At 27.0% G+C, this 23,749-nt stretch carries 17 protein-coding genes and 1 other RNA gene; 1 reads left to right on the top strand and 17 read right to left on the bottom strand.

The window, feature by feature from the left end:
• Window positions 1-10 precede the first annotated feature (10 nt).
• From CX675_RS06815 to CX675_RS06805, 3 genes are all read right to left on the bottom strand, one after another.
• A complete protein-coding gene (locus tag CX675_RS06815) occupies window positions 11-3,010 on the bottom strand; it encodes a TonB-dependent receptor (protein ID WP_130734476.1) in 3,000 nt (999 codons plus the stop codon).
• 256 nt (window positions 3,011-3,266) lie between these two features.
• The gene (locus tag CX675_RS06810) at window positions 3,267-6,014 is read right to left on the bottom strand and encodes a histidine kinase (protein WP_130734475.1); all 2,748 of its coding nucleotides are present in this window, start codon (window positions 6,012-6,014) and stop codon (window positions 3,267-3,269) included.
• Window positions 6,015-6,108: 94 nt separating this feature from the next.
• The gene (locus CX675_RS06805) at window positions 6,109-7,314 is read right to left on the bottom strand and encodes an NAD(P)-dependent oxidoreductase (protein WP_130734474.1); all 1,206 of its coding nucleotides are present in this window, start codon (window positions 7,312-7,314) and stop codon (window positions 6,109-6,111) included.
• A gap of 183 nt (window positions 7,315-7,497) precedes the next feature.
• On the opposite strand from CX675_RS06805, the gene ssrA reads away from it, so the two are divergent.
• Window positions 7,498-7,896, top strand: a transfer-messenger RNA (tmRNA) gene (gene ssrA / locus CX675_RS06800).
• 62 nt (window positions 7,897-7,958) lie between these two features.
• On the opposite strand, the gene CX675_RS06795 is transcribed toward ssrA, so the two are convergent.
• The 14 genes from CX675_RS06795 to CX675_RS06730 form a co-directional block, all read right to left on the bottom strand.
• Window positions 7,959-11,045 carry an SIR2 family protein gene (locus CX675_RS06795; RefSeq protein ID WP_130734473.1) on the bottom strand — a complete coding sequence of 1,029 codons (3,087 nt, stop codon included), beginning with the start codon at window positions 11,043-11,045 and terminating at the stop codon, window positions 7,959-7,961.
• Between the two features lie 20 nt (window positions 11,046-11,065).
• Window positions 11,066-11,827 carry a hypothetical protein gene (locus CX675_RS06790; protein ID WP_130734472.1) on the bottom strand — a complete coding sequence of 254 codons (762 nt, stop codon included), beginning with the start codon at window positions 11,825-11,827 and terminating at the stop codon, window positions 11,066-11,068.
• A 58-nt stretch (window positions 11,828-11,885) separates the two neighbouring features.
• The gene (locus CX675_RS06785) at window positions 11,886-12,947 is read right to left on the bottom strand and encodes an AAA family ATPase (protein ID WP_130734471.1); all 1,062 of its coding nucleotides are present in this window, start codon (window positions 12,945-12,947) and stop codon (window positions 11,886-11,888) included.
• A complete protein-coding gene (locus CX675_RS06780) occupies window positions 12,947-14,845 on the bottom strand; it encodes a type IV secretory system conjugative DNA transfer family protein (protein WP_130734470.1) in 1,899 nt (632 codons plus the stop codon). Before CX675_RS06780 ends, CX675_RS06785 begins: the two co-directional genes overlap by 1 nt.
• Before the next feature lies 1 nt (window position 14,846).
• Window positions 14,847-15,164, bottom strand: a complete 318-nt coding sequence (locus tag CX675_RS06775) for a hypothetical protein (RefSeq protein WP_165395992.1) — start codon at window positions 15,162-15,164, stop codon at window positions 14,847-14,849.
• On the bottom strand, window positions 15,161-16,192 hold the full coding sequence (locus CX675_RS06770; RefSeq protein ID WP_130734469.1) for a relaxase/mobilization nuclease domain-containing protein: 1,032 nt from the start codon (window positions 16,190-16,192) through the stop codon (window positions 15,161-15,163). The genes CX675_RS06775 and CX675_RS06770 overlap by 4 nt, the downstream gene beginning before the upstream one ends.
• Window positions 16,176-16,493, bottom strand: coding sequence for a hypothetical protein (locus tag CX675_RS06765; protein ID WP_130734468.1), 318 nt, complete (start codon window positions 16,491-16,493; stop codon window positions 16,176-16,178). The genes CX675_RS06770 and CX675_RS06765 overlap by 17 nt, the downstream gene beginning before the upstream one ends.
• 113 nt (window positions 16,494-16,606) lie before the next feature.
• A complete protein-coding gene (locus tag CX675_RS06760; protein ID WP_130734467.1) occupies window positions 16,607-17,440 on the bottom strand; it encodes a toprim domain-containing protein in 834 nt (277 codons plus the stop codon).
• Between the two features lie 220 nt (window positions 17,441-17,660).
• Complete coding sequence (locus tag CX675_RS06755) at window positions 17,661-18,851, bottom strand: VapE domain-containing protein (RefSeq protein WP_130734466.1); 1,191 nt, start codon at window positions 18,849-18,851, stop codon at window positions 17,661-17,663.
• Between the two features lie 106 nt (window positions 18,852-18,957).
• Window positions 18,958-19,146 (bottom strand): hypothetical protein, encoded by a 189-nt coding sequence (locus CX675_RS06750; protein ID WP_130734465.1) that lies wholly within the window; start codon window positions 19,144-19,146, stop codon window positions 18,958-18,960.
• A 36-nt stretch (window positions 19,147-19,182) separates the two neighbouring features.
• Window positions 19,183-19,455, bottom strand: a complete 273-nt coding sequence (locus tag CX675_RS06745) for a helix-turn-helix domain-containing protein (RefSeq protein ID WP_130734464.1) — start codon at window positions 19,453-19,455, stop codon at window positions 19,183-19,185.
• Window positions 19,456-19,553: 98 nt separating this feature from the next.
• On the bottom strand, window positions 19,554-20,237 hold the full coding sequence (locus CX675_RS06740) for a hypothetical protein (protein ID WP_165395991.1): 684 nt from the start codon (window positions 20,235-20,237) through the stop codon (window positions 19,554-19,556).
• Window positions 20,238-20,241: 4 nt separating this feature from the next.
• Complete coding sequence (locus CX675_RS06735; protein WP_130734462.1) at window positions 20,242-21,495, bottom strand: tyrosine-type recombinase/integrase; 1,254 nt, start codon at window positions 21,493-21,495, stop codon at window positions 20,242-20,244.
• A gap of 304 nt (window positions 21,496-21,799) precedes the next feature.
• Window positions 21,800-23,560, bottom strand: coding sequence for a tetratricopeptide repeat protein (locus tag CX675_RS06730; protein WP_130734461.1), 1,761 nt, complete (start codon window positions 23,558-23,560; stop codon window positions 21,800-21,802).
• Between the last annotated feature and the right edge of the window lie 189 nt (window positions 23,561-23,749).

Raw genomic sequence — 23,749 nt, 5'->3', positions numbered from 1 at the left:
AACAATTTTTTTAGAATGTAACATTTATGCCTAGCGTAGTAATAGCTGGTACTGGATATGATCCACTATCAACTCCAAACCTTGTAGGTCCACCTCCAAATTCTGGTGAAAACCCAGAGTTATTTTTCCAAGTAACTAAGTTTTGTGCATTGATAAACATTTTTAATGTCTTGATACTCATCTTACTTAAAAAATTTGAACTAAAGCTATATCCTAATTGGATATTACGTAATCTTAAATAACTTCCATCTTCGACCATATATGATGAGTTTAATCTGTTATAACCCGAACCATCATTTACTCTTGGTTCCCAATTAGAAGTTCCAGGACCTGTCCATGCTCCTAATCTATCTGTTCTGTAGTTGAATTGAGCAAATGATGAGCCGTTACCCCAAGATCTAAAAACTTCATTACCATATACTCCTTGAAAGTCTAATCCTAAATTCCATTTATTATAATTTACACTAGCTGAAAACCCATAGGTAAAGTCTGGTGTTGGATTACCTATATTTGTTCTATCATCTGGTGTTATAACTCCATCTCCATTTACATCTCTATATTTAAAATCACCAGGTCCATAAGTACCACCTACATTACTAGTTGGAGATAAAAGAACATCAGCATCATTTTGGTAAACTCCTTCCACTTCATAACCATAAAAATAACTGATAGGTTGACCTGCATAAGTTCTAGTTGGATCTGAATAGTAATCAAAACCATCTTCATACAGACTTACCACTTTATTTTTTATGGTTGTTAAATTTGCTGAAATTGTGTAATCAAATCCGTCTCTAACAGTATTTTTCCATGAAGCAATGAATTCGAAACCATGATTATTTACTTCTCCCACATTTCCATAAAATTTATCAGTTCCATCAATAAATGCCAATAATCCTTTGGTAGTTTTATCATAATAATTCGCTTCAAAAGTTAATTTATTCTCAAATGCACCAACTTCAATACCAATTTCTTTTGATAAAACGGTTTCCCATTTTAAATCAGGATTTGTTCTAAAAGCCAATATGTATGCTGGAACTAAGTCTTCTCCAAAAACAGCACTTTGACCAGGTACATACAAAGGATATGTTGGGTAATGTAAGGAAGTAAATTGGTTTCCTTGTTCCCCCATAGATCCTTTAACTTTCAAATAATTTACATATTTGTTTTCAAAGAAACTTTCTTTTGAAATCTCCCAAGCAGCTCCTACGGCCCAAAAGTTTTGCGATTTTCTAACTTCAGAAGATTCATCATTTCTGAAAGAAGCATTTAACATATATTTCCCATCATAATTATACAATACACGTCCTAAATATGACATTGTAGCTCTTTCCCATTGATCTGAATTCGAAAATCTTGTTTCAGGATCTCCATAAGGAAAAACATTTAAATACCACCATCTTGGATCGTTTGGAATTTGATTTGTATCAATTCCATCTTCGTTGTAACTAGGGGCATATTGTGAAACCGTACCACTCATAGCAGAATAATATTCTTCGTATCTTGTATTTCCTACAAGAAGAGTTACATCGTGTTTCCCAAATTCTTTTTCGTAAGTTAAAGTATAGTCTTGCTGTAGATTTTGCTTATAATTATTAAATTGATTTACTTGAGTTAAGACATTACCAGAATATGAGGTCAAATTATCAGTTTCTGCAGCATAGACATCAAAAACTGGTAAATAGCCTCTTCCTTTAAAGAAATCTAAACTTGCCATGTAAGCACCTCTAAATTTAAAGTTCTTAAGAAAGGTTAATTCAGCAAACACATTACCTACGATACGTGTGTCTCTATTTAATTGTGTGCCATTTTTACCTTCCACTTCCAATAATGCATTTCCTAATTGAGCTGCTCCCATGTCTGTTGGAAGTTGGTTATAAACTCCTAAATCATAGTTATAAGGAGTCGCCAATGGTGTGGTATTTAAAGCCGTATTAAATCCACCTAATCTAGGTAAACGAGTATCTAGAAAATTAGCACTAATACCCATTTTCAAATAATCAGTTACTTTTAGTTCATCGTTTATATTAGCCGTAAATTTTTTATATAATTCATTTTTAATTAGTCCTTCTTCGTTAGAATAACCAAATCCCGCGTAAAATGAGTTGGCTTCAGAAGCATTCGAAAAAGAAAGATTATGATTATAAAATAAAGCATTCTCATTTGCTATTTCATCTACCCAATCTGTATCTGCATTGTATAAATTGTAGTATGGATAAGGAGGGGCGCCTTGATTTGCTCTTTGCATATCATATAAATACTTAAATTCCTGAGCATTAGTCATATCTGGTTTACCAGTAATATTTTTAAAACCAATAGAAGAGTTGTAAGAAATTTGTGTTTCTCCATTTTTTGCTCTTTTAGTAGTTACTACAATAACTCCATTAGCACCACGAGCACCAAAAACAGATAAAGAAGAAGGATCTTTTAAAACTTCAATAGATTTGATATCATTTGCATTAACATAATCCATTGTTTCTGAAAAGATACCATCAATAACATAAAGCGGTTTAGATTGATACAAGCTAATGGTTCCACGAATACGTACATCTGGTTCAACTCCAGGCTGCCCAGAATTAACAACAGTAAGTCCGGCTACCTTTCCTTGTAATGAATTTAAGACATTATTATTCGGTTTATCTGCAACTTCCTCTCCTTTGATACTCACAATAGAACCTGTAAGGTCTCTTTTTTTAGCAGTTCCATAACCTATCATAACCACGGTTTCTAATTCGGTTACACTTTGCAACAGAGTGACATTCATATTTTGAGAAGCCACTACTATTAAATCTTCCATACCTATCATAGAAAATTTAATCTCTTCACCAATATTTCCTTGGATTGTAAAGCCTCCATCAAAATCTGAAATTGCAAATTTATTCGATTTTAAAGTTTGAATGTTTACACCTGGTAAAGCATTTCCAAACTCATCAACAATAGTTCCTTTAATTTCTTGTGCATAAGAAATCATTGAAAAAATTATTGAGATTAATAAAAAATAAATTTTTCTCATTTTTAAATATTAATTTTTTGTTAAGGTTGATTTACCAAATGTACAGCTACAACGTTGTAATAACTAGTGTTTTAAACACTACAATACTACATCAAAAAGACATAAAAAAAACATAAACAATTAAAAAACAAATAGTTAAATTAATTAATTAAAATTCAAAATACATCATGTAAAGTAACCCGTGATGTATAAATGATGTATTTTAAAAAGTCATTTTTTTGATTAAAAAAATACACTATTCGTAAAAAAAAATACTTTATAATATGTTATTCATAAACACATTTAAGTTTATTGAAGAATCTAAACCTAACTTTTTACGCAATCTATACCTATGTAATTCTACTCCTCTATAACCTATATTCATTAATGGAGCAATCTCTTTGGAAGATAAATTCATCTTTAGATAAATGCATAATTTTATGTCTTTTGAAGTAAGGTTTTGATATTCATGTGCTATTTTCTTCACAAAATCTTCATTACTTTTTAATAGATTATCTTCAAATGACTTCCATTCATTTTTATTAATACTATTAATTTTTATAGCCTTATTAATTTTGGACTTTAAAGTACCCGAAGAAGTTTCAGAGTCTAATATTTTTTGAATACTATCGATTAATTCCGTTTGTTTTACTATGGAAAGAGATTTTCCTGCTAGTTCATTCGCTTTACTCTTTACTTGGTTTTCTAGAATATGTTTTTCATATTCTTGTATTTTTAATTTATTTTCTGCTTGAATTTCTAGCTTAATAATTTCATTTTTATGACGTAACTCTTCTTCTTTTAATTTTATCTTCTGTTTATATTTCATTTTATTCCAGGCATAGTACAAGAACAAAGCAAAAACTATAAATAATATATAGACTAATTTCATCCAAATAGATAAATACCATGGGTCTAAAACTGAAAAATTTAATCGTTTCATTTCTGAATATACTCCTTTGTCTACAGTAAAAATTTTAACTATATGATTCCCACTTGATAAATTTTTCAATTCGATAATTCCTTTGCCAACTGGCAACATTTCTTCATCATCTATACTATAGTAAAGAACGGCTTTTTTACTTCCAAAAAATTCAGAAATAACATATAGAGATAAAGGTTCTTTATAAGGTATTGATTCTTCATTTAGAATAAGTTTATTTTGAGAATCATAAGCTTCAATTATACTATTTTGCTTTTGATAATTATAATTCAAAGAATCTATCTGAAGAAAACCATCATCCATGTTAACCAAATATTTTCCATCAATTTGAAAAACTTTAGTTTCATTGTTTATCAATTTTCCTTTATAATATTGAACTGGAACTGGCATCCAACTAAAAGTGTCTTTATATTGATTAATAATATATAATGTACCCTCTTTGTTAACCATAAATGAATTATCATTAATAGGAATAATTTCTTGTATATTTTTAAAATTAGTATTAAATATATGATGTGGCACTAATTTATCATTTACTTTATCTAAAAAGTACCAAGTATCATTTATGTAAAACAATTCTGTTCCTTTATATTCAAATAAAGTAACACCATAATCGTTCTTAATCCCATTTTTTTCTGTTAGATTAGTTATCCTTTTGAAGGAGTTATTTTCTAACTCTAATTTATATAAACCTCTGTAGCCATCTGTAAAAAGAATAATAGAAGCTGTTAATTGAATAAAATCTTTAATTGGCTTCATCTTCTCATTTAACTTTTGAGAATGTGAAAAGTTTGTGCCTTCTATTTTATATAAACCAATATAATTGGATTGAATATAGCCATTTGAAAAATTATCTGGCTTTAATTTCCATCCTCCTACTAACTCATTAATTTTTGAATATTCTCCAGACTTCGAATAGTGAAAAGTACCTTCATTATGTCCAATAATATATTCGTTTTTTAAAGAAGTTATATTCCAAACCTGACCTTGAGAATTTGGAATTAATGCTAATTGATTATCAACTGCTTTAAAAACACCGTGATTTGTTCCTAATAAATATCCTGAATTAAATTTAGCAATGCTGTATACCGTTCCTAATTGCCCCGTATTATCCAAAAAAATTTGATATGGAGAATTTTGAACAACATGCGAAATACCATTATCAAGACCTAACCAATAATTTTTCTCTTTGTCAATAAAAATACTCAATACCGAATTATTACGTAGTGAATTTGACCGATTAATATTATAATAGTTCTTTTCTTTTAAATCAATAACATACAACCCATTAAAAGCCGTTCCAATAAGCATTCTATTTTCAAAAACAGTAGCTGAAATTATAATTTGTGTCTTTAATTTTTCATTAATTTCGTGCTTCCAAATCGCTAAATCCTTGCCCTTTTCTTTTATAAAAACACCACTCTTTTGAGTAAAAACATAATAATCCGTATTATTTTTTTCAATACCATAGATAATATTATTTTCAATTAAATTATAGGTGTTATCTTTATGAAAATGAGTACCATCAAACTGATAAATTCCTTTTCTAACTGTAGCTGCATAAATTTGGTTATCTACAACAAAACAATAGGAAATTTGAGCAGGAAAAGATATATTTTGAATATTTTTTTGATCATAAATAAACAATTCGTTAAACGTTTGAAAATATATTTTTGAATCAACTTCAAAAATTTTCCAGACTTCTTCACTTTTTGAATTGTTCTCAAAAAAATTATTGGGTTCAGAAAGAGACGTATACTCCATTTTTCCTTGAATTCTTTCCCAATATCCAAATTCATTATATGAACCTGTAAATATCCTTTTTCCAAATGAAAAAACCGATCGAATAATTGATTTATTGGGCAAGGTATATTTTTCCCATTTTACACCATCAAAACGGAGTAAAAAACTATTATTCGCATAATACATCGCATTATCTTCTCCTTGTGTTAAACTCCAAATTTGATTGTCTCCAGCATAATCTTGCTTTGAATAATTTTCTACAAAAGGTAATGTTTCCTGACTTCTACATGTGAATGAATAAATCAGCATAAAAAAGATAAGCAAATTAGTATTTCTCATTTGATAATTTTCTAATCAAATATAATACAAGTTCTTTTAAATGAAAAAAACCCTAAATTACTTTAGGGTTTTTTCTTATATTTTTTTATGATATTTATTCTTTATCATCTACAAAATCTTGAAGATAAGCAAAACGAGGTGTTAATTTACCTTTTTCGGTAACTTTGGCTCTAGCCAAAACACCGTTTGCATCGTTATTATAAAAAGAGGGAATGACATGTTTTAAAAACATTTCACCAAAACCTTCACTGGCGTCTTTAGGTAATTCACAAGGAAGATTGTCAACGGCCATTACCCAAATAGCTGCTGGATGACTTAAAGGTACTTCTTTGTGTTCTTTTGCTAAATAACCATAAACGGGATCGGCAATAGTACTTGGTCGTAAAGTACAAGCCACTGGTCCATCAATATCACAAGAAATATCGGCTACAACTTTTATACTACATTTATGCGATTGCAACATTTCTTTAGATAAAATAACTGGTGCATTATTCCCATGAAAATGGCCTGCGATAAACATATCAGAGACATCAGCAAATTTTTCAAAATCAGACTCATATTCTGTTGGATTATTATAAAAATCATACTTATCCAAGGTTTGTCCATCTTTTCTTTTATTATAATCCAAAACGTCTATCATTGTATAAACTGGTTCTGTATATTTTTTGGTAAGATAGTTTTCAACCGAAACCTGTTTTATCTTCATGGCATCTAACATTTCTTTGGCTCCATGTGCAACTTTTCCGCTACCTGTTAACACTATTTTAATGTATGGCAAAGGATGTTTTCTTAAGCGTTGAATTAATGCTTTTTGATCCGGTAAGGTTTCAGCTTTAGCCAAATTAAATAAATCGAATTTAATTCCGAAAGCCCTAATCCCATTATAAGCTCCTACAATTCCTGCATATCTTCCAAAACCAATAAGGCGTGCGTTTTTCTCATCTACAATTGTTTCATGATCATACAATGTAATATTTTTATCTAAAATAGCTTTAAGTAATTTTCTATTATAAGGCTGTTTCTTAATTGTATGGGAAAAGAAAAAATAATCTTTATTAGGAATTAAACTATTAATAGGTACTTCTTTAACTCCAAATAAAACATCACAATCAGATACATCCTCTGTCACTTCAAAGTCTTTTTCTTGGTATAAATTATCAGGAAAAATTCGAATATCTGAAGATTCTATTTTTATTATTGCTTCAGGAAATTGATTTTTAAAATTAACTAATTCATCTGGTGAAAAAACCACACGTCTATCAGGTGGATTTTTACGTTCCTTTATTATTCCGAATTTCATTTGTTATTTTTACATTAAGTTTTAATCAACAATGTTACAAATATAACTTTATAGATTTCTAAAAACAACTTTTTTTTAATCGAAAAAATAATGTAATTTTGGCACACTTTTAGAAGTCCTAATAAACGGGATGAAATAAAATGGGTAAAATACATTTTATATTTCTAAATTATAATTTCATTTGGGGTCGACTGGTTTTGACAGCGAGTGGAATTGAAAAGTAAGCATGCCGAGCATTGTACTTTTGGCTCGTAAATAATAATCGTACAACCTTATAAACGGCGAAAATAATTACGCTTTAGCTGCTTAATCCGAAGTTTAGTACGATTTGCCTAGTTCCAACAAGGTTGGAAAGCTAGATTCACCTCAACATCCTTGGTTTATGGAGTTTGATTTAGGTGGACCGTAAAAGTAAACCTAGGAAAGGTAAAGCTTTAAATCCTTTCTGACACTGATAAAGCTAAGCAAAAAGTGGTTGTTTTTGGCCTTGCTTTTTGTCGAAAATTTAAGCAGAAACTAAGCATGTAGAAAGCTCTTCGATTGCTTGTTTGGACGAGAGTTCGATTCTCTCCGACTCCACAAAAAACCCTGTAAAGTATTTATTTTACAGGGTTTTTTATTTTTAGTTGACAGTTTAGTTGATGCTATTTAAGATATTTAAAATATATTTTAGATATTTCTTCATCATAATTATCCTTTAAACTTTGTTCTATAATTATATGAAGGGGTTTTATCTTTTTTAATTCATCATAAATTAATTCATATTTTATCAATTTTAACCACTCTACTTTAAAAAGTGATAAGTCTGATTTTTCCCTATAGACAAAGAAATTCATATAATCTTTCAGGTTTTGCAATTTTTTTAGTCTTACATCCGATGATTTGATTTTCATCTGATATAAAAATAATATTGCAAAATAATTATTATAATTATTCCATTTTACTTTATTATATTCATAAGTGTAATCATTATTAATTTGTTGAACTTTATTTAAAAAAATTATATAATCATCAAAGAAAAGATTGTAATCTATCATTTTGACTTCACTTGCAACTCTATAAATCTCATCATTAAAATTATTGTTTAATTTCTCAATAAGTAAAGTTTGTAATTTTTCTTTAATTTCCAAATTTGACATCCTCCAAAGCATCACAATTAAATCATATCTTGGATTGTAATATAGAAAATCAGATTTAAGTTTTAAAACATAATCAATATCTTCTAATAAAATGATATTATTAATATTAACAATATCTGATATTGTTTCTATAGTATTATACATTTCATATTTTCTAATATGGTTATGTGATAATTTTAATAATTTCATACAGTTTTCTTTATTAAAGAAAGATGGATTATCTTCAATAAAGTAATTTAAATATTTAACCCCATCTCCATAAATAAAATCTTCATTCTCTAAAAAAGTTAATAGATTATTTATAAAATTATCAACTCTTCTTTTAGGTATTTCAATACTTGATAATAAAAAGATCATATTATTAAATGTGGTTTTCATTTTCATTTCAAATGAATCCTTATTTAACTGATTTAATATATTTATATGGGAGTTATCAAAAAGTTTGATATTAGTTGAGAAAGAATTGAAAAAATTTTCATAATTATCTAAAATAGTATCTATATCCTTTTCGTCAAATTCTAATTTTTTAACATCATATTTTTCAAATATCTTAATTAAGAATTTTAAATCCCCATAACTAACACAAATTCTAAAAAATTCAGTTGTAAATTTATCTAACCGACCTTGATACTCATTACTTGTTGAATAACTCATTACTAATGCCTCAATACCTTTTTTAATAACTTTTTTAAAGTTAGAATATTCATCACTTATAATGTTATTTGCTGTATAAAAATTAAGTAGTTTATGTAATTGGATATATACTAATTGAGGATAATAAGAACCAAATACAGATGTGTTTTTACGCTTATCTTTGTAATTTAAATATATATATTCAATTTTTTCAAATAGATCATCAATATGATTTTGAACTTGATTTAAAATTGAATCATCTCTAATAATCTTCAATAGTTCATATTCTTCATTACTCTTATAAGGAATCTGGGATATTAACTTATCTGTATCAATGTCAGATATTATTTCTTTAATTTTATCATTTTCTTCTTCATTAACACCATCTTCATTCATACTAATTAGACCATTTAAAGATTTCATGTTATTTTTAGCAATATAATAAGTTATATATTTACCTGTTTCCCATGCCTTAGAGGCAATCTCTTGAAACATATTAAATGAAGTCCTATAATTACCAATCTTATAGTTTAAGTATGCATTTTCAATATCATCACTTATATCAGTTGTTTCATTTATTAAATAACTATTTATTTCTCTAATTGAATCATAGAATTGGAATCTTTTAAATTTACATTTTGAACACTGACATTTACTATCATAAATTAGTAAAATATCCTTTGATTCTTTAGAAAATCCTTTGTAACCTAATGAATCTCTATTTGAATTTTCTTTTGTTACCTCAAAAATTAAGCTATTGTTTAATTTAGTTATTATAGTTTGCAATTTTTTCTCTATAATCTTTCTTTCATAATCAGAAATAATTTTATTTGATAAATATTTAATTTGATTATCTTCTATTACTATTCTATTATAAAAAAAATCTACTAATTCTTTATTATATAATATCAATGTTGTATCCTGAACAAGCTGTATGTTTTTTTTAGTTGACTTAAACGGATAAAGTTTTGCAATAAAATTTTGAGGTAGTGATTTTAATTCAGAAAATCTGTTGAATGAATCATATATTTTATCAATAATATTTTCTTCATTAATAATTATTTTAAATTCATCATAAAACTTAATAAATCTTAAAAAATTGTATAACAACTGTCCTTTTTCACTCAATGTTTTTGGCTTTTGATAATATTTCTCTTTAAGTATATTATTTCCTTTTAAAAATTCTAAGATGTAATTGGTTTTGTTACCATCAGATGTAATTATCTCTGATTCAAAATAATCAAGTACGTTTACACCTTTATTCTTTAAATATAATTTTTGAGAACTATGAATATGATTATCTATAGATAATAAGTATGCATTTTGAAAATTATTTCCTAAAATATTCCTAACATTTTGTATTATTTGTTTTAGATTATTATCATTATAGCTGTAACCTATAAATAATACTACCTTGGTTGCAAAAATCGATTTAATAAATGCTTCAATCAATGGATGATTAAATGAATAATTTAAATAATCATCTTCTTTTAATACAAAATTACTATTATCTAAATCTCCGTGAATCTTCACTAAAAGCTTTGTATTGTAAGAATAAGGTAAGTCTTTGTCTTCTTTCACAACAGAATAAGGTAAAGATTTTTTATTAATTACTTGCTCCAACAAATCTTCAAAATTTGTTGTTAAAATATGTTCTGGGTTTAATTCTAAAATTTCTTCATGAATCTCATTATGTTTTAATTTTTTATGCCTTAAAATAGTTCTTATTTTTTCTACATACTCTTTTTCTTGTCTTTCATTATAATATATTTGAGGTATTTTAAGGAAATCATTTTCATTTTCAGGTAAATCTAATTCGTTTTTTATTTCATCAATTAATTTCCACCAACTTGGAGCTCCTGCATCAATTGAGATTCCAGCTCCAGCAAAAATTACCAATCTCTTTGTATTAATCGCATTTTTAATGACTTTAATATCTGCTAAAAATTTATTTATCATAACGTAAATTTTATATCTCTTTACTTAATATACTCTATTTCAACAACATCCTCTATTTTAACAATTCTTGTTGTCCTTTTAGACTCATTATAAAAAAATAAAAAGTCTTTAGTTTTACCTACTAAGATATTAGGTTTAGATATTGACTGTTTACTTTCATTGTTTAAAAAACATTTTACTTGAGTAGGATTATGTAGAACTTTTTCAACATCTATTATATTCTTACAATAAAGCACTATAAATAAACTCAAGACAATCAATATGAAATTAATAACTTGTTGTTCAATGTTTATTTCAATCAAATCAAAAATTAAATAGAAAGTCTGGCACAACATAAGAACTAAATAAATAACAGCATATTCAGAATGTGAATAAATAAAGAAAATTAAAGCAATTACACTTAAAAAAACAGATAGAATTAATGCTCTAATTAAATTTCCTCTGTTCTTAAATAAACTATCCAAATTAAATGATGTATTAATATCTTCAAGTGCAGCAAACCTATGTTTTATAAAATCAACTATCATCACAAATAAAATTAGAAAAATATGATATAAGATTGCAAAGAAGATTAATTTTAGAACAAATGGTAACTCACCTAGAAACATTATTAATACTTCTTCAATTGATAAATAATTTTGTATTTCAACTGAAAAATTATTGTAGTACCAATATTGTTTTAAAAAACCTAAAAACAATATTATTGAGCTTATTATTACAGAAGATTCGATTACTATTTCTCTAAATGTTTTCTTTTTATTCTCAATGTTATCCACTTTCATAAAATAATTCTTTTATATCTTTTATAAAGATACATTCAAAAAATTAAATCAAATATTTTTAATTAAAAATATTCTTACTAATTATTTTATCAAACAGTATTTTAAAATCATGTTTAATTATTTTTTTAGACTTTATTGATAAAATATCCTTTCTAATATTTGAATTCAAATAATATGGATATGCTTCTTCTAATGCTAATTGATGAAACCTTTTAAAATTAGGGCTATACTCAAAAATTTTATTAAAGAAAAAACCTAAAAATTGTATTTTTTTATTATGCTTAACTTTTATAGAATTAATTACTGGAATTAACTGATTTAGCCCTTCAATACTATATTCTTCGGGTTCAATTGGAGATATCACATAATCTGTTGTTTTCAAAGCAATTTTGATCAAATCGGTTTTCATACTTATTACCCTAGATGGACAATCAATTAATATAAAATCGAAATCTAGTCTATTTAAACTTTTCAATCTTTCTTGTAAACATGAAATAGAATATTTTTTATTTTCTAATTCTCTACTTCCTGCCAAAATGAAAAGGTTTTGATTTTTTTGAGTTAAAACAAAATCTTCTAAATTACCACTAAGAAAATCTTTAACTGTATATTCAAAATCTTTTGAAATCCCACAGCCAATAGTTAAATTCCTATTTGTATCAAAATCTATTAATAAAGTTTTATACCCTTTGTTTGAGAATGAACATCCTAGATGCAATGTGGTGGTTGTCTTCCCAACACCTCCTTTTTGATTTATTATGGAAATGATTTTTGTCTTTTTTAAAGCTACTGCATTAGTAGAACTTGTTTTTTTACTTTTATATGGATACCAAACTAAAGGAATTTCAAATGAAAATAAATTACCTTTATTATGCTTAATATTATATCTAGGTTTTAGGACATTAATTAAGTACCTTTCTGTAAGAATCATGTCCTCAGGAGAAACACATATTGTATATTCAATACTCTGCACATCAGCTACCCATTCCTTTTTAAATTCTTTCAAATTGGCTTTCAGAAAATGTTGATGTTCGATTCTCCTTATCAATTTAGTTGTAAGACCAATATATAGGTCTTTTTTATCCTTATCTAAAAATCTATATACAAAGTAACCATCCATTAGCCTATTATTTCTTTACATTCATTAACTATTCTGATATAATTTTCTTTCATAATATCATTATTTATCGGTAGCTTTTGATTTACATAAGTACCTTTAATTTCATTTCTTAAGAATTGGGTTTTAAGAAATTCTCTTGGCGTTCCTTCTGCAATTATTCCATAAAATTCGCCTTGGGATAAATTTACTAAATCCGAAATTTTAACTCTGTTTCTTTCTTGAATATTTTCACTAGTTCCTTGATTAGTATTACTTCCTAAATGTATAACTTTTCCACTTGTCCCAGTTCCCTCACTTTTTGAAACAAAAACTTTATCCGTTTTACTAAATAGGTTTTGTACCATTTCTGCAGTTTTACCATTAGTAATTCTTCCAAAAAATTGATTCCCTAAATTAGAAATTATCACTTGCGCTTTTTCTTCTCCATATTTATCTGAAAGTTGTGCATAATCTTGAACTCCAAAAATAGTTGCGATTTTGTTACTTCTAGCTGTTGCAGGAATTTGCTCAATATTGGGGATAAAGATTGTTGGAGCCTCGTCCAAAAGTATAACAGATTTCACTTGGTTTGGTTGGTTCATCTGTCTTAGAGCAACTGTTATTATCAAAGAAATTGCAGGAGTATAAGTAGTTGGTAAAGTACTATCGTTTCCTAAACATAAAAAAGTTGGATTTTCTTTATTATTTAAATGTAAATCAACATCGTTACTAGAAAGAATCCAAAAAAGGTCATGAGAGTTTAGAGTTGACAAAGCATTTTGTAACGTAGATAACATTCCTGCAACAGTTCTTTCCGCACCACGCTCGATACTTTCTCTTAAACTGGCTACCATTCCACCAGCTTCATAATCTTGACTTATTTTAGCAATTAAACTATCTGCAGAATTATGCAATATTAAAGAAATAGCATGTGGAAGCGTACAATATTGCGGATGTTCATTTCTTAAAAACCATATAACACCGGCTAAAATCATTTTGGCATTACTAGACCAATAATCCGGTTTTTTAATACTTTCAGGCAATAAATTATTTATTACTACTTGCGAATACTCTAATACGATTGCACTCTTGACTAAATATTTTGGATCTATTGGATTTACCCTTTCACTAAATAAAGGTTGCTTAAAATCGATATTTACCACCTTTACAGAAGTGTTTTCATAACTTATGTAAATCTTCTCTGTTAATTCAGGGCTTTTAAAGTCATATAAAATCCCTGTGAATCCCTTTTGTCCTATTTGTTGAATAATTGGCTCAAACACACTTGCAGACTTACCTGAACCTGCTCCACCCTGAATATAAATACCGCGATAAGGATTTTCTAATAAAATAGTTCCGCTTTTGGTTTGAAACACAAAATTTTCTGTAATTTCTTTTTCGGACTTTTTAATTTTTTCAAACTGCTCTTTTTTGGACTTTTTATTTCTTCTTTTAAATTTTATTAAATAGGATGCAAATAATAGCGGAACTATTAAAAAAATAATAGCTATAAGTTGTTTGTAATCTTTTAAATTCTTCTGCAGTAGTGAAAAAATAAAAACTAAAGGAATTATTATAATGGTATTATTTATAATTGTTCCAAGAATAACACCAGGAAACTTTTTTCTTTTTGAAAAATAATATGATATGTAAATTATTGCTAGTATAAAAATCGTCATAGACAGACTAACTAATAAGCTTTGTTTTTCATAGGGTTTTGAAAAGAAGTATAAGAAATTATTGTAAATATTTGGAATGTAATTTTCTTTTATAGTTCTTAATTTAAACTCATATTTATCAATGAATATACTTGAAAAACCAAATCCAATTATATGTATTTCAATTACGACAACTGCAAAAACAGAAACATAAATAAATATAGCCTTTATAATTTTAAAGATGATGCCTAATTCTCCCATTTTATAAGGTTTTAAAAATTAATACTATCTGAAAAACAATAGTAATTATAAGAAGTAAATATGTTGTAATTCTGTGTATTCTATTCTCTTTGAATTGCTGTTTTTGTAAATCTTTAATCTGAGTTTTCTGTTTGTCAAATAGCATATTCCAATGGTTTATGACCTCTTCTAATCTTTCGGTCTTGATGGACATATTTTCTGCTTTTTCAATTGTTTTACCAAAATCATTCACAAAATCTACTTGTTTGGTAATCAATTTTTCAAGTTTACCAACTTCTTCACTTATTATTTCTGCAATAATTTCCGCATTTTTACTCATCGTTCATTATCTTTATTAATATTCCTGTTATTTTCATTATCAATCTCTTTTGGTCGCTCTTCGTTCCAATATTTTTGATGTTCAACTACATAATGAGGTTGAATTACATCTTCTTCAAATTTTCTATAATCCAAATACTCTTTTTTGGTTAATTTTTCTTTACCTAAAATCATTTTAGCATCTTTATTCTTTATAAGATTATTAGATTCTCGAGCAATTGTTTTCTTTATGTCAATTGCTAAATTTTGCTTGTTTTGAGACGTTTTTAAAGTTTTATTTAGTTGGTTATCTAAATCATTTTTCAACCCGTTTTTAATTAAATTGCCTACTGACATTGAACGATTTACTTCACTCATTTTAAAGTTATTGTTCGTCCTTAAATCAGTAACTCTAAATCCTTGGATTTGTCCTTGCCTATTAATTGTTGGTTTAACTTCTAATCCTTGTAAATTCATTTGTTTTATATAATTATCAAAGCTTTTCGGTTTTTGCATCATAACAGATTGATGCTTTCTAAAAATTTCATTTTTTAGTTCTTTAAGATTAAGTTTCTCTCTATTGATATTTTGGATCATCTTTTCTCGAGCAGAAATCAAACCTTTATCTTTAGCAATTTCATGTGCTTTTTGTTGAGTTCTTTTTCCAATAAATGAATCATTATAAGCCTTACCTTTATCATTAATACGATTTACATATAAATGAATGTGAGCGTGGTCTCTATCTTTGTGAACGTATGCAATGTGCTGATATTCCTTTAAGTTCATTTTATCTAAATAATTTTGAGTAATCTCTCTAAACTCATCATTAGTTAGTTTTCTTCCGTCTTCGGGTTCTGGACTCAATACAACTGAAATAGTATTTAACTTTGTATTGCTATTCAAGTTTTGATAAACTTTAAACTGATTTTCGATTTCTAATCCAGTATTTCCGATTACATTGTGTCTTAATATTTCTTCTGCATGCAATTTATCTTTTGCATAATCAACCGCATTTGAAGTATGAGCAATGCTTTTAGCCTTCCCTACCATCACTAAAAATTTTCAAAATTTTATCTGTTTCATTTACTGTCTTCATAACCTGATTTGCAAACAAAGAATCTTTATCTTTTAGAAGATTATTAATCTTTATAAAACTGTTTCTGATGTAATGTAAATTTTCAAAAGCTTTTAATTCTTCTTCAGTAAAAACAGATTTATTTTTTCGTTCCAAGGCTACCATTCTGCAAAAGCTAGCAGTATTCATTTTTCTGTTTTTTGCTTTCTTTTCAATTACTTTCTTTTCAATATTTGTGACTCTAAACATTAAAACTTTTGTTCTCTTTTGAATCATTGATTTTTTGTTTTTGATATAGTACTTTTCTTTTGCGACCATCGGGAGAAAAAGCAAGATAAGTTTGTAGCGCTAGCGGAAAACACATCTTGAAATTACTAAGATTGTGAATATCACTTTGCGGTAATAAATTCATTTAAATCTTTGTGATTTTTATATTTTATCCTACCATCAATAACATTTTTAAATTGATTTTTTAATAATTCAGTTGCTTTGTCTCCTTGCAAATCATTATCAAGAAATAGTTCTATTTTTTCATAATTAAATAATAAGTGTAGACTCTTTTCAAGCATTGAAATTGAGTTAAGAATCATGTAATCTGAATTACAATTTTGTATTTGTTTAAAACTCAAATAATCAAAAAAACCTTCAAAAACTCTTAGTACTTTTGATCCATTAAAAACCGTAGTTATATCTTTTATTCCTAGGCAAATTTTTGCATATTTAGACCTCACTTCAAAACCTCCACTATCGTTTCTAAATCCTAATGCAAAATATTTTTTATCCTTTATCGAATAATGAATTTCCTTCAAGCAATTTTCATTTTCATATTTTAAAATTCCTCTATCTTTTAAATATTGGATTAATGCAATATGCTGTATAGGCTTAATTTTTTCAATATGATCAACATGTTCCTCATCTTCTTCAGGAGCTTTAAAAATTTGCTTTTGAAAAGAAAAGAAAATATCAAAATCTTTTAAATAAGTTAAAGCTTCACTAATACTACATCCTGATTTCTTTATTACAAAATCGAGCGTATTACCTCCAAAACCACTTGAATGACAATACCATTTATTTATTTTTTGATTAACTTTAAAAGATGCTGTTTTCTCCGTCGTAAATGGACTTAAATACCATATATCATCGCCACTAGTTTTTTGTGGTTTGATTCCCATTCTATATAACACTTGTTCTATTGGAATTGTCTTTGCTTTTTTTGCATTCATATTTTTATTTTTTTTTAGAATTTCACTTACCATCTTACCTAATTCAACAATAATAGGAGTTAGCAAGTTTCAAAAGAGTTACCTATACTCTCCCTACTTACCTATTCTTTTAGGTAACATAGGTAACTATAGGTAAGAGTAAATTATATACTTACCTAAATAGACAACAACATAAAGCAAGGCTGTTTTTTTAAAAAAAGGTAAGTAGGTAAGTATGTTTTTAATTTTCTATATTATAATTGAAAGGAGAGTCTTTAAATTTAGGTTTTGCTAGATAGCCGTAAACTTGCCGTTTGCTATTTTTTAATCTAGTAAACTTAAAGCCTGCCAAAGCTCTTCCAATTTTTTCCCTATTCATCTTTAACCCTAATGGATAAAGCTCTTTTACAATATCCGTAGCGGTTCTAAAATCTGATTGTAATTCCGATTTTTCATAATAGGTAACCACCATTTCTTGTTCAATTGATAGTGAAGTATATCTTTCATTTCTAATTTCATTTTCTTCGATATCTTTTAATGTAAGTTCAGGGTTATAATTTTTCTTTTCATAAGCAAGAAAATAAGCTTGACTCCAAACATCATCAATATCGATTTCCTTAGAATAATTGAAATCAATTCTACCTTTAACATCAAAAACAATCCAACGAACATTTCCAGTTTCATCAGTTAAAAAATCAGTAAGATTACTAGAACCAACAAATGAACAGATTCTATTTAGCAACTGTGATTTTCTCTCATAAGGTAATCGTTCATTTACTGTAGTTTTAGAAAAAAAAGCTTTCAATGAATTAATATCGCTTTTTCCTAATAAACTCAATTCATCAAGATTTATAACTAAATTTGTACATAATTTAATCCTTGAATCCTTATCAATTCCAATATCTTCACTTATGAAACCTGATAGTTTTGGAGGGATAAAAGAACGTAAGTAAGTTGATTTACCACAATGCTGGTCTCCATTAGCTAAAACGATACAATGCTTATTGATTTTATCCTTTTCTAAAGCACAAAGTACAGCTCTTACAAACCACTTTTCTAAATGATAACAAAAAGCATCATTATCATTAGTATTTACATAACTAGCGAGCTTCTTAATGAAGTCTGTTTTTTCATCCCACTTTTTTAAGTTCTTGAAGTACTCTTCGACTGGGTTATAATATCGAATCCAATCTGATTTTATTAAAATTTCTAATTTAGAAACTGGAATATCAATTCCTGTTTTAATTAATTCTATTAATAATGAATTTAGATTTAATGTACTCCAGTTTTCTTTATTTCTAAGGGTAATTTCATAGTCTAAAGCAATTGAATTAAATCGTAATGAATATTTTGAATCTATATATTCTAAAGCTTTATCGTATATAGTATTAGACGGTTTATTACTCTTATATAACACGTTGTTTTCATCCATAAATATTTGATTATTATGGAAATACTAGCTATATTTGCTAGCACTTCAATAAGAATTAATTAAGCGTAAATAACTTTGTAGAGGATTTTACGCTTATTTTTTTTGACTAATCTTCTGTAAGTACTTTTGCGATTCCATATAGATATAAGCCAATTGCAAAGCCTCCAAAAATTGAACCGATTAGGGACAATGTTGGAATTGCTTTTCTATTATTTAAAAACCAAATTTCAATACAACATATAATAATTAGCACAATTGTTAAAGCAACTAATCTTTGTGTTCGATTATTTCTCATAATATAAATTTTATTAGTTATTAAGATATAGTGGAGTTATCGCTTGTATTTAAGCGATTTTACTTCATTTAAAGAATCGAATAGTTCATTATGAGGAATAAGGATTCTTCGTCCAATACGTTTGGATTTTAAATTTCCTCTTAAAATATGATTAGAAACTGTCTGCTTGTCGACTTTGAGTAGTCCTGCAGCTTCTTGTAAAGTATAAACTTTGTTAGAATAATCTTCTTTAGGTTTTTGAAGAATTTCATATACCAGAACTTTAATATCAGAAAGCTCTTTTGTAATCTTTTCAAATGGATTTTCCATAATTGCATTGATTTAAAATTTCAATGCAAATCTATATTCGGTTATACTTTACAAAACTTTATATAAAGTCTATGTAAAGTAAATAATATATAAACTCGTTATTTTAAAGTATAATATTTATTCTTAATATCTTCAAATCTCTCATAATAAGGTGAAAGATTATAAACTTCCTTAACCTCTTTTATTTTAGCATTATTATCTTTCCAGATATATAAATTATTTGTCATTTGACTATAATAACTTGCTGTAGGCATTTCAACTCCAAAAACATTAGGTATTTCTTTCAATAATTTTGAATTACTTACTTTATTTTTAAAAATAAATTTCTGAATAAATGAAAATAAAATTATAAAATCATTACTATCAGATAAATTCATTTCTTCAATAACTTTTATGATTAAGTCTTTCGTTTTTTTGTCAAATAATCCTTCTTCAATAAAATTATTTTGATTTAAGATATCTTCTTTTAAAACAATATCACTCTCTTTTCTTTTTACTTCTGATGTCTTTTGCAACATCTTATTTGCTCTTTTAAAAGTATTTATCAATACTGTAATGTAAATAAAACCTAATATTAAAAATCCTAAAACTATTCCAAATGATAAACGTCTAAAGAAACCATTTGTTTTCAGGAAAGCTTCTTCATAAAAGTACAATGAGAATGAAAAAAGTAATATTATCGCTAGAATAATACAGCCAACAATGAAAGTCCATTCATTTTCAACTCTCTTAAAAGTTATTAAACTAATTAACTTGTTTTGCAGTTTAGAATAAAATTTCATCAATTTATACTATTTTCATTTTAAGTTCGACATTAAATACCTGGTCCATTGCTTCTTTCTTTTCAGGCTCACTAACTTGATAATATTGATTTAAGGTTTTCATATCGCTATGACCAGTTATAGAAGCAATTAACTTATCACTTTTTCCTTGTCTTTTCATCATAGTGATGAAAGTTCTCCTAGCTGTATGTGTAGAAATTCTTTCATAAAAAAGCATATCTTGTTTTATATTTTCTTTGCCTTTTGTTGTTATTTTTTGAACTTCATTATTATAGTCCATTACTTTGAAAACTTCCTTTATATATTCGTTTTGCTTTTGATTAGCTATCAAAGGGAGTTTAAAATCATATTTCTTTAGAATAAACCTTGAGATACTTGTTAAAGGAATTTCTCTCGCTTCTTTTGTTTCGTCTTTTTCTTCTTTTAAGATAATAAAATCGTCAGTGATATTACTTTTACTAATTAGTGATAACTCACCAAATCGCATTCCTGTAACGCAAGCAAAACAAAAAACATCTCTTACTTTTTCAAGTCTGCTACTTTCAAATTCAAATTGCATCAAATTATTTAAATCTTCAATTGTAAGAGCTATTTGATTAGTTATAACTCTATCAACTTTCTTGAATTCTTGGAACTGATCATTATATGTATATTTATTCTTTCTTGCCCAAAACATAAAAGTTTTGAATAATCCCAAATTTCTAGCATATGTATTATTAATATGATTTAAATCATCCATACAATAAGAAGTAAATTCAGAATGAAAATTAGCATCTATTTTACTGAAAGTAAGCACATAATTTTTAGCTTTCTCAAAATTCTTTAGGATGTTTTTTATATTTTGATATCTTTTAATAGTTGATGCCGACCATACTTTCATCTTGATTTTTTCAGAAGTAAATTCATCGTAAGCATCAAAAAAAATATTTTTACCCGAAGGAGATTTTTTAAACTCCTCGTCAAATACTTTTTTTATAATTTTTGAAGTAAAGGGTTCGTTAATCCTTTTATATAAGCTTTCAGTCTCGAGAAACAAATCTGAATATCTGTTTAATTGTAATTTGATGCTTTGAGCGAATTTATCTTTATTCTTACCAATAGTAAAAGGGGTTCTATTATCAAAATCCCAATGGTTAGGATTTATTTTTTCACCAGTCGAATAAACAAACTTTCTGTTTTCATTTTTGAAATAACTTGAAAATAAGATTAATGTTTCGTTTTCAGATTTAGGCTCTTTTAAATTAAAAGTATATTTCATTTAGTTGACAGTTCAGTTGACAATATAGTTATATTTTGATATAATTTAATAACAAAAACAAATATAACATTTCTAGTTATACTGGGGTAAATTACCATTAAATACTTATAAACACAATATTATAAAAAAAACATAACAATTCTCTCCGACTCCACAAAAAACCCTGTAAAGTATTCATTTTACAGGGTTTGCTATTTTTAGTTGACATTTACTCAAAAAAAATGATCCTATCGGTTACCAAAAAAATAATGCTTTACATTATTTTTTGTTGAAATACTCCTTATCTCAACCTAAAAAAATTTTATCAATTATTCGATTCAGATTCTAGATCAAGTAAATAATTAGTGATATCTTGTTTGGCATCTAAGCCCAGTTTTTGACGTAAACGATACCGAGCTGTTTTTGCGCTTTCGGGAGATATTCCTAAAATACTGGCAGTTTCTTTAGTATTAAGATTTAGGCGAATTAATGAGCATAATTTAAGATCATTTACCGTTAAAGAAGTATGATGTGATTTTAAATTGGTATAAAATCCTTGATGTACATCATCAAAAAATCTACTGAAATCTTCCCAATCTCTATCTATACTTAAATTCTTTTCTATGATTTTTTTTAAATCGGATAGTAATTTATCCTTATTTATAACCGACGATTCCTTAAGCTTATTAATGGTTAGCTGCAATTCTTGTACCACTTCATTCTTTTTTATAAAATTTAAAGCGTAAGAAGTAAGCTCTCTATTCTTGAAATCTAACTGCTGTCTTAATTCTTGTCGTTTTAACTCAGAATTCTCCAATTCTTTTTGGGTAAGGGCTTGTTCCGATTCTAAATACGCTTGATTTTTTAAAGCTAATTGCCTATTCTTCTCTAAACGCTGTTGCGACATCGAATAAATGAAATAACCAGCAACAGATAAAATTACAAGTCCTATAATTAATAAAAGGTTTATAATTTTACTCGCTTTTTCCTTTGCCTCCAGTTTAGAAAACTCATGATCCTTCTTTTCTAATGCATTCTCAAATTCTATATAGGCAATTTGTTTTGATTTTTCTAACCTAAAAAGCGAATCTTTTAGGAACTCATACTTTTCATAAAAAGCTAAAGCTTCATAAGGTTTATGTTGTAGTTTCTTCAGTTCTTTTAACTCTTCATAAGCTAATAATTCAAATTGCTTTAAATTATTTTCTTGTGCCAATAATAGTCCTTTCTCAACCGATTGAGTTGCTTCATCAATCTTATTCCGCCATCTTAAGATTTTTCCAAAAAGGATAAGATTATTTGTTAAACCATGAGTATCATTCACTTCTTTACCTAATTCCATCGACTTTTTAATGTGGTAAGAAGCTAATTCAATTTCATTTTTATTAAGGTACAAAATACCTAATTTATTATGTACTTCAGCAATACCATAAGTAAAATTACTTGCAATATGCATTTGCAAAGCATCAGTTAAGTATTTTAATGCCTCTTCATTTTTATGCTCTTCAATAAACATGGTTCCAATTTTGGTAAATGTGGTCGCAATTCTTCCTTTTAGTTCTAAAGCAGTAAATTCATCAATAGCTAACTCATAATAATGTAACGCTTTTTTATAATTTTTAAGATCTGCATAAACCATCCCCAAATTAAGACGAGTATTGGCAATCCCTTCTTTATCATTATCTGATTTGTAAAGCTCATGCGATTGCTTTAAATAGAGTAAGGCTTTATTCTGAAAACCTTGAGACCAATAGGCAACACCTATAATACGATTAGCCTTTGCAAGCCCATGATTGTAAGATAATTGCTCAGATAATTGCAACGCTTTTTGTCCATAATGAATGGATTTATTCGCATCTATAATCCAATATTTATAGCCAATAGCATTAAGAAGATTAATTTGTATTGTATCCTTTTTGGTATGATTTTTTAATTGGATGAGCAAACTATCTAAAGGTTTCTCTTGATGCAATTTTGATGCAGCTACGCCATTTAAAGTAAATAGAATAATAACAAGATAGCAGCTAAATTTTGTTCGGACTAAATATCTTTCTGATTGGAATACAAGAAAATGGAAAAAATTCATGAAATGCTATCTTTATGTTTGTTTACTTTTATAATTGCCTTGCCTAATTACAAATTTAAGTTGAATTAGTATAAAAAGTAAAAAAAACATAAAAAGGAAACTATTCTTTTAAACGTTTTATAAAATTTTTAATTACATCATTATTTTTTTTATAAATTACATCAATTATAAACTTAATTTTATCATATT

It is taken from the genome of Flavobacterium sp. J27, from assembly GCF_004303025.1.
Classification (GTDB): Bacteria; Bacteroidota; Bacteroidia; order Flavobacteriales; family Flavobacteriaceae; genus Flavobacterium.
The sequence above is the reverse complement of the archived record's forward strand: the minus strand, read 5'-3'. Positions and strand labels throughout refer to the sequence as shown.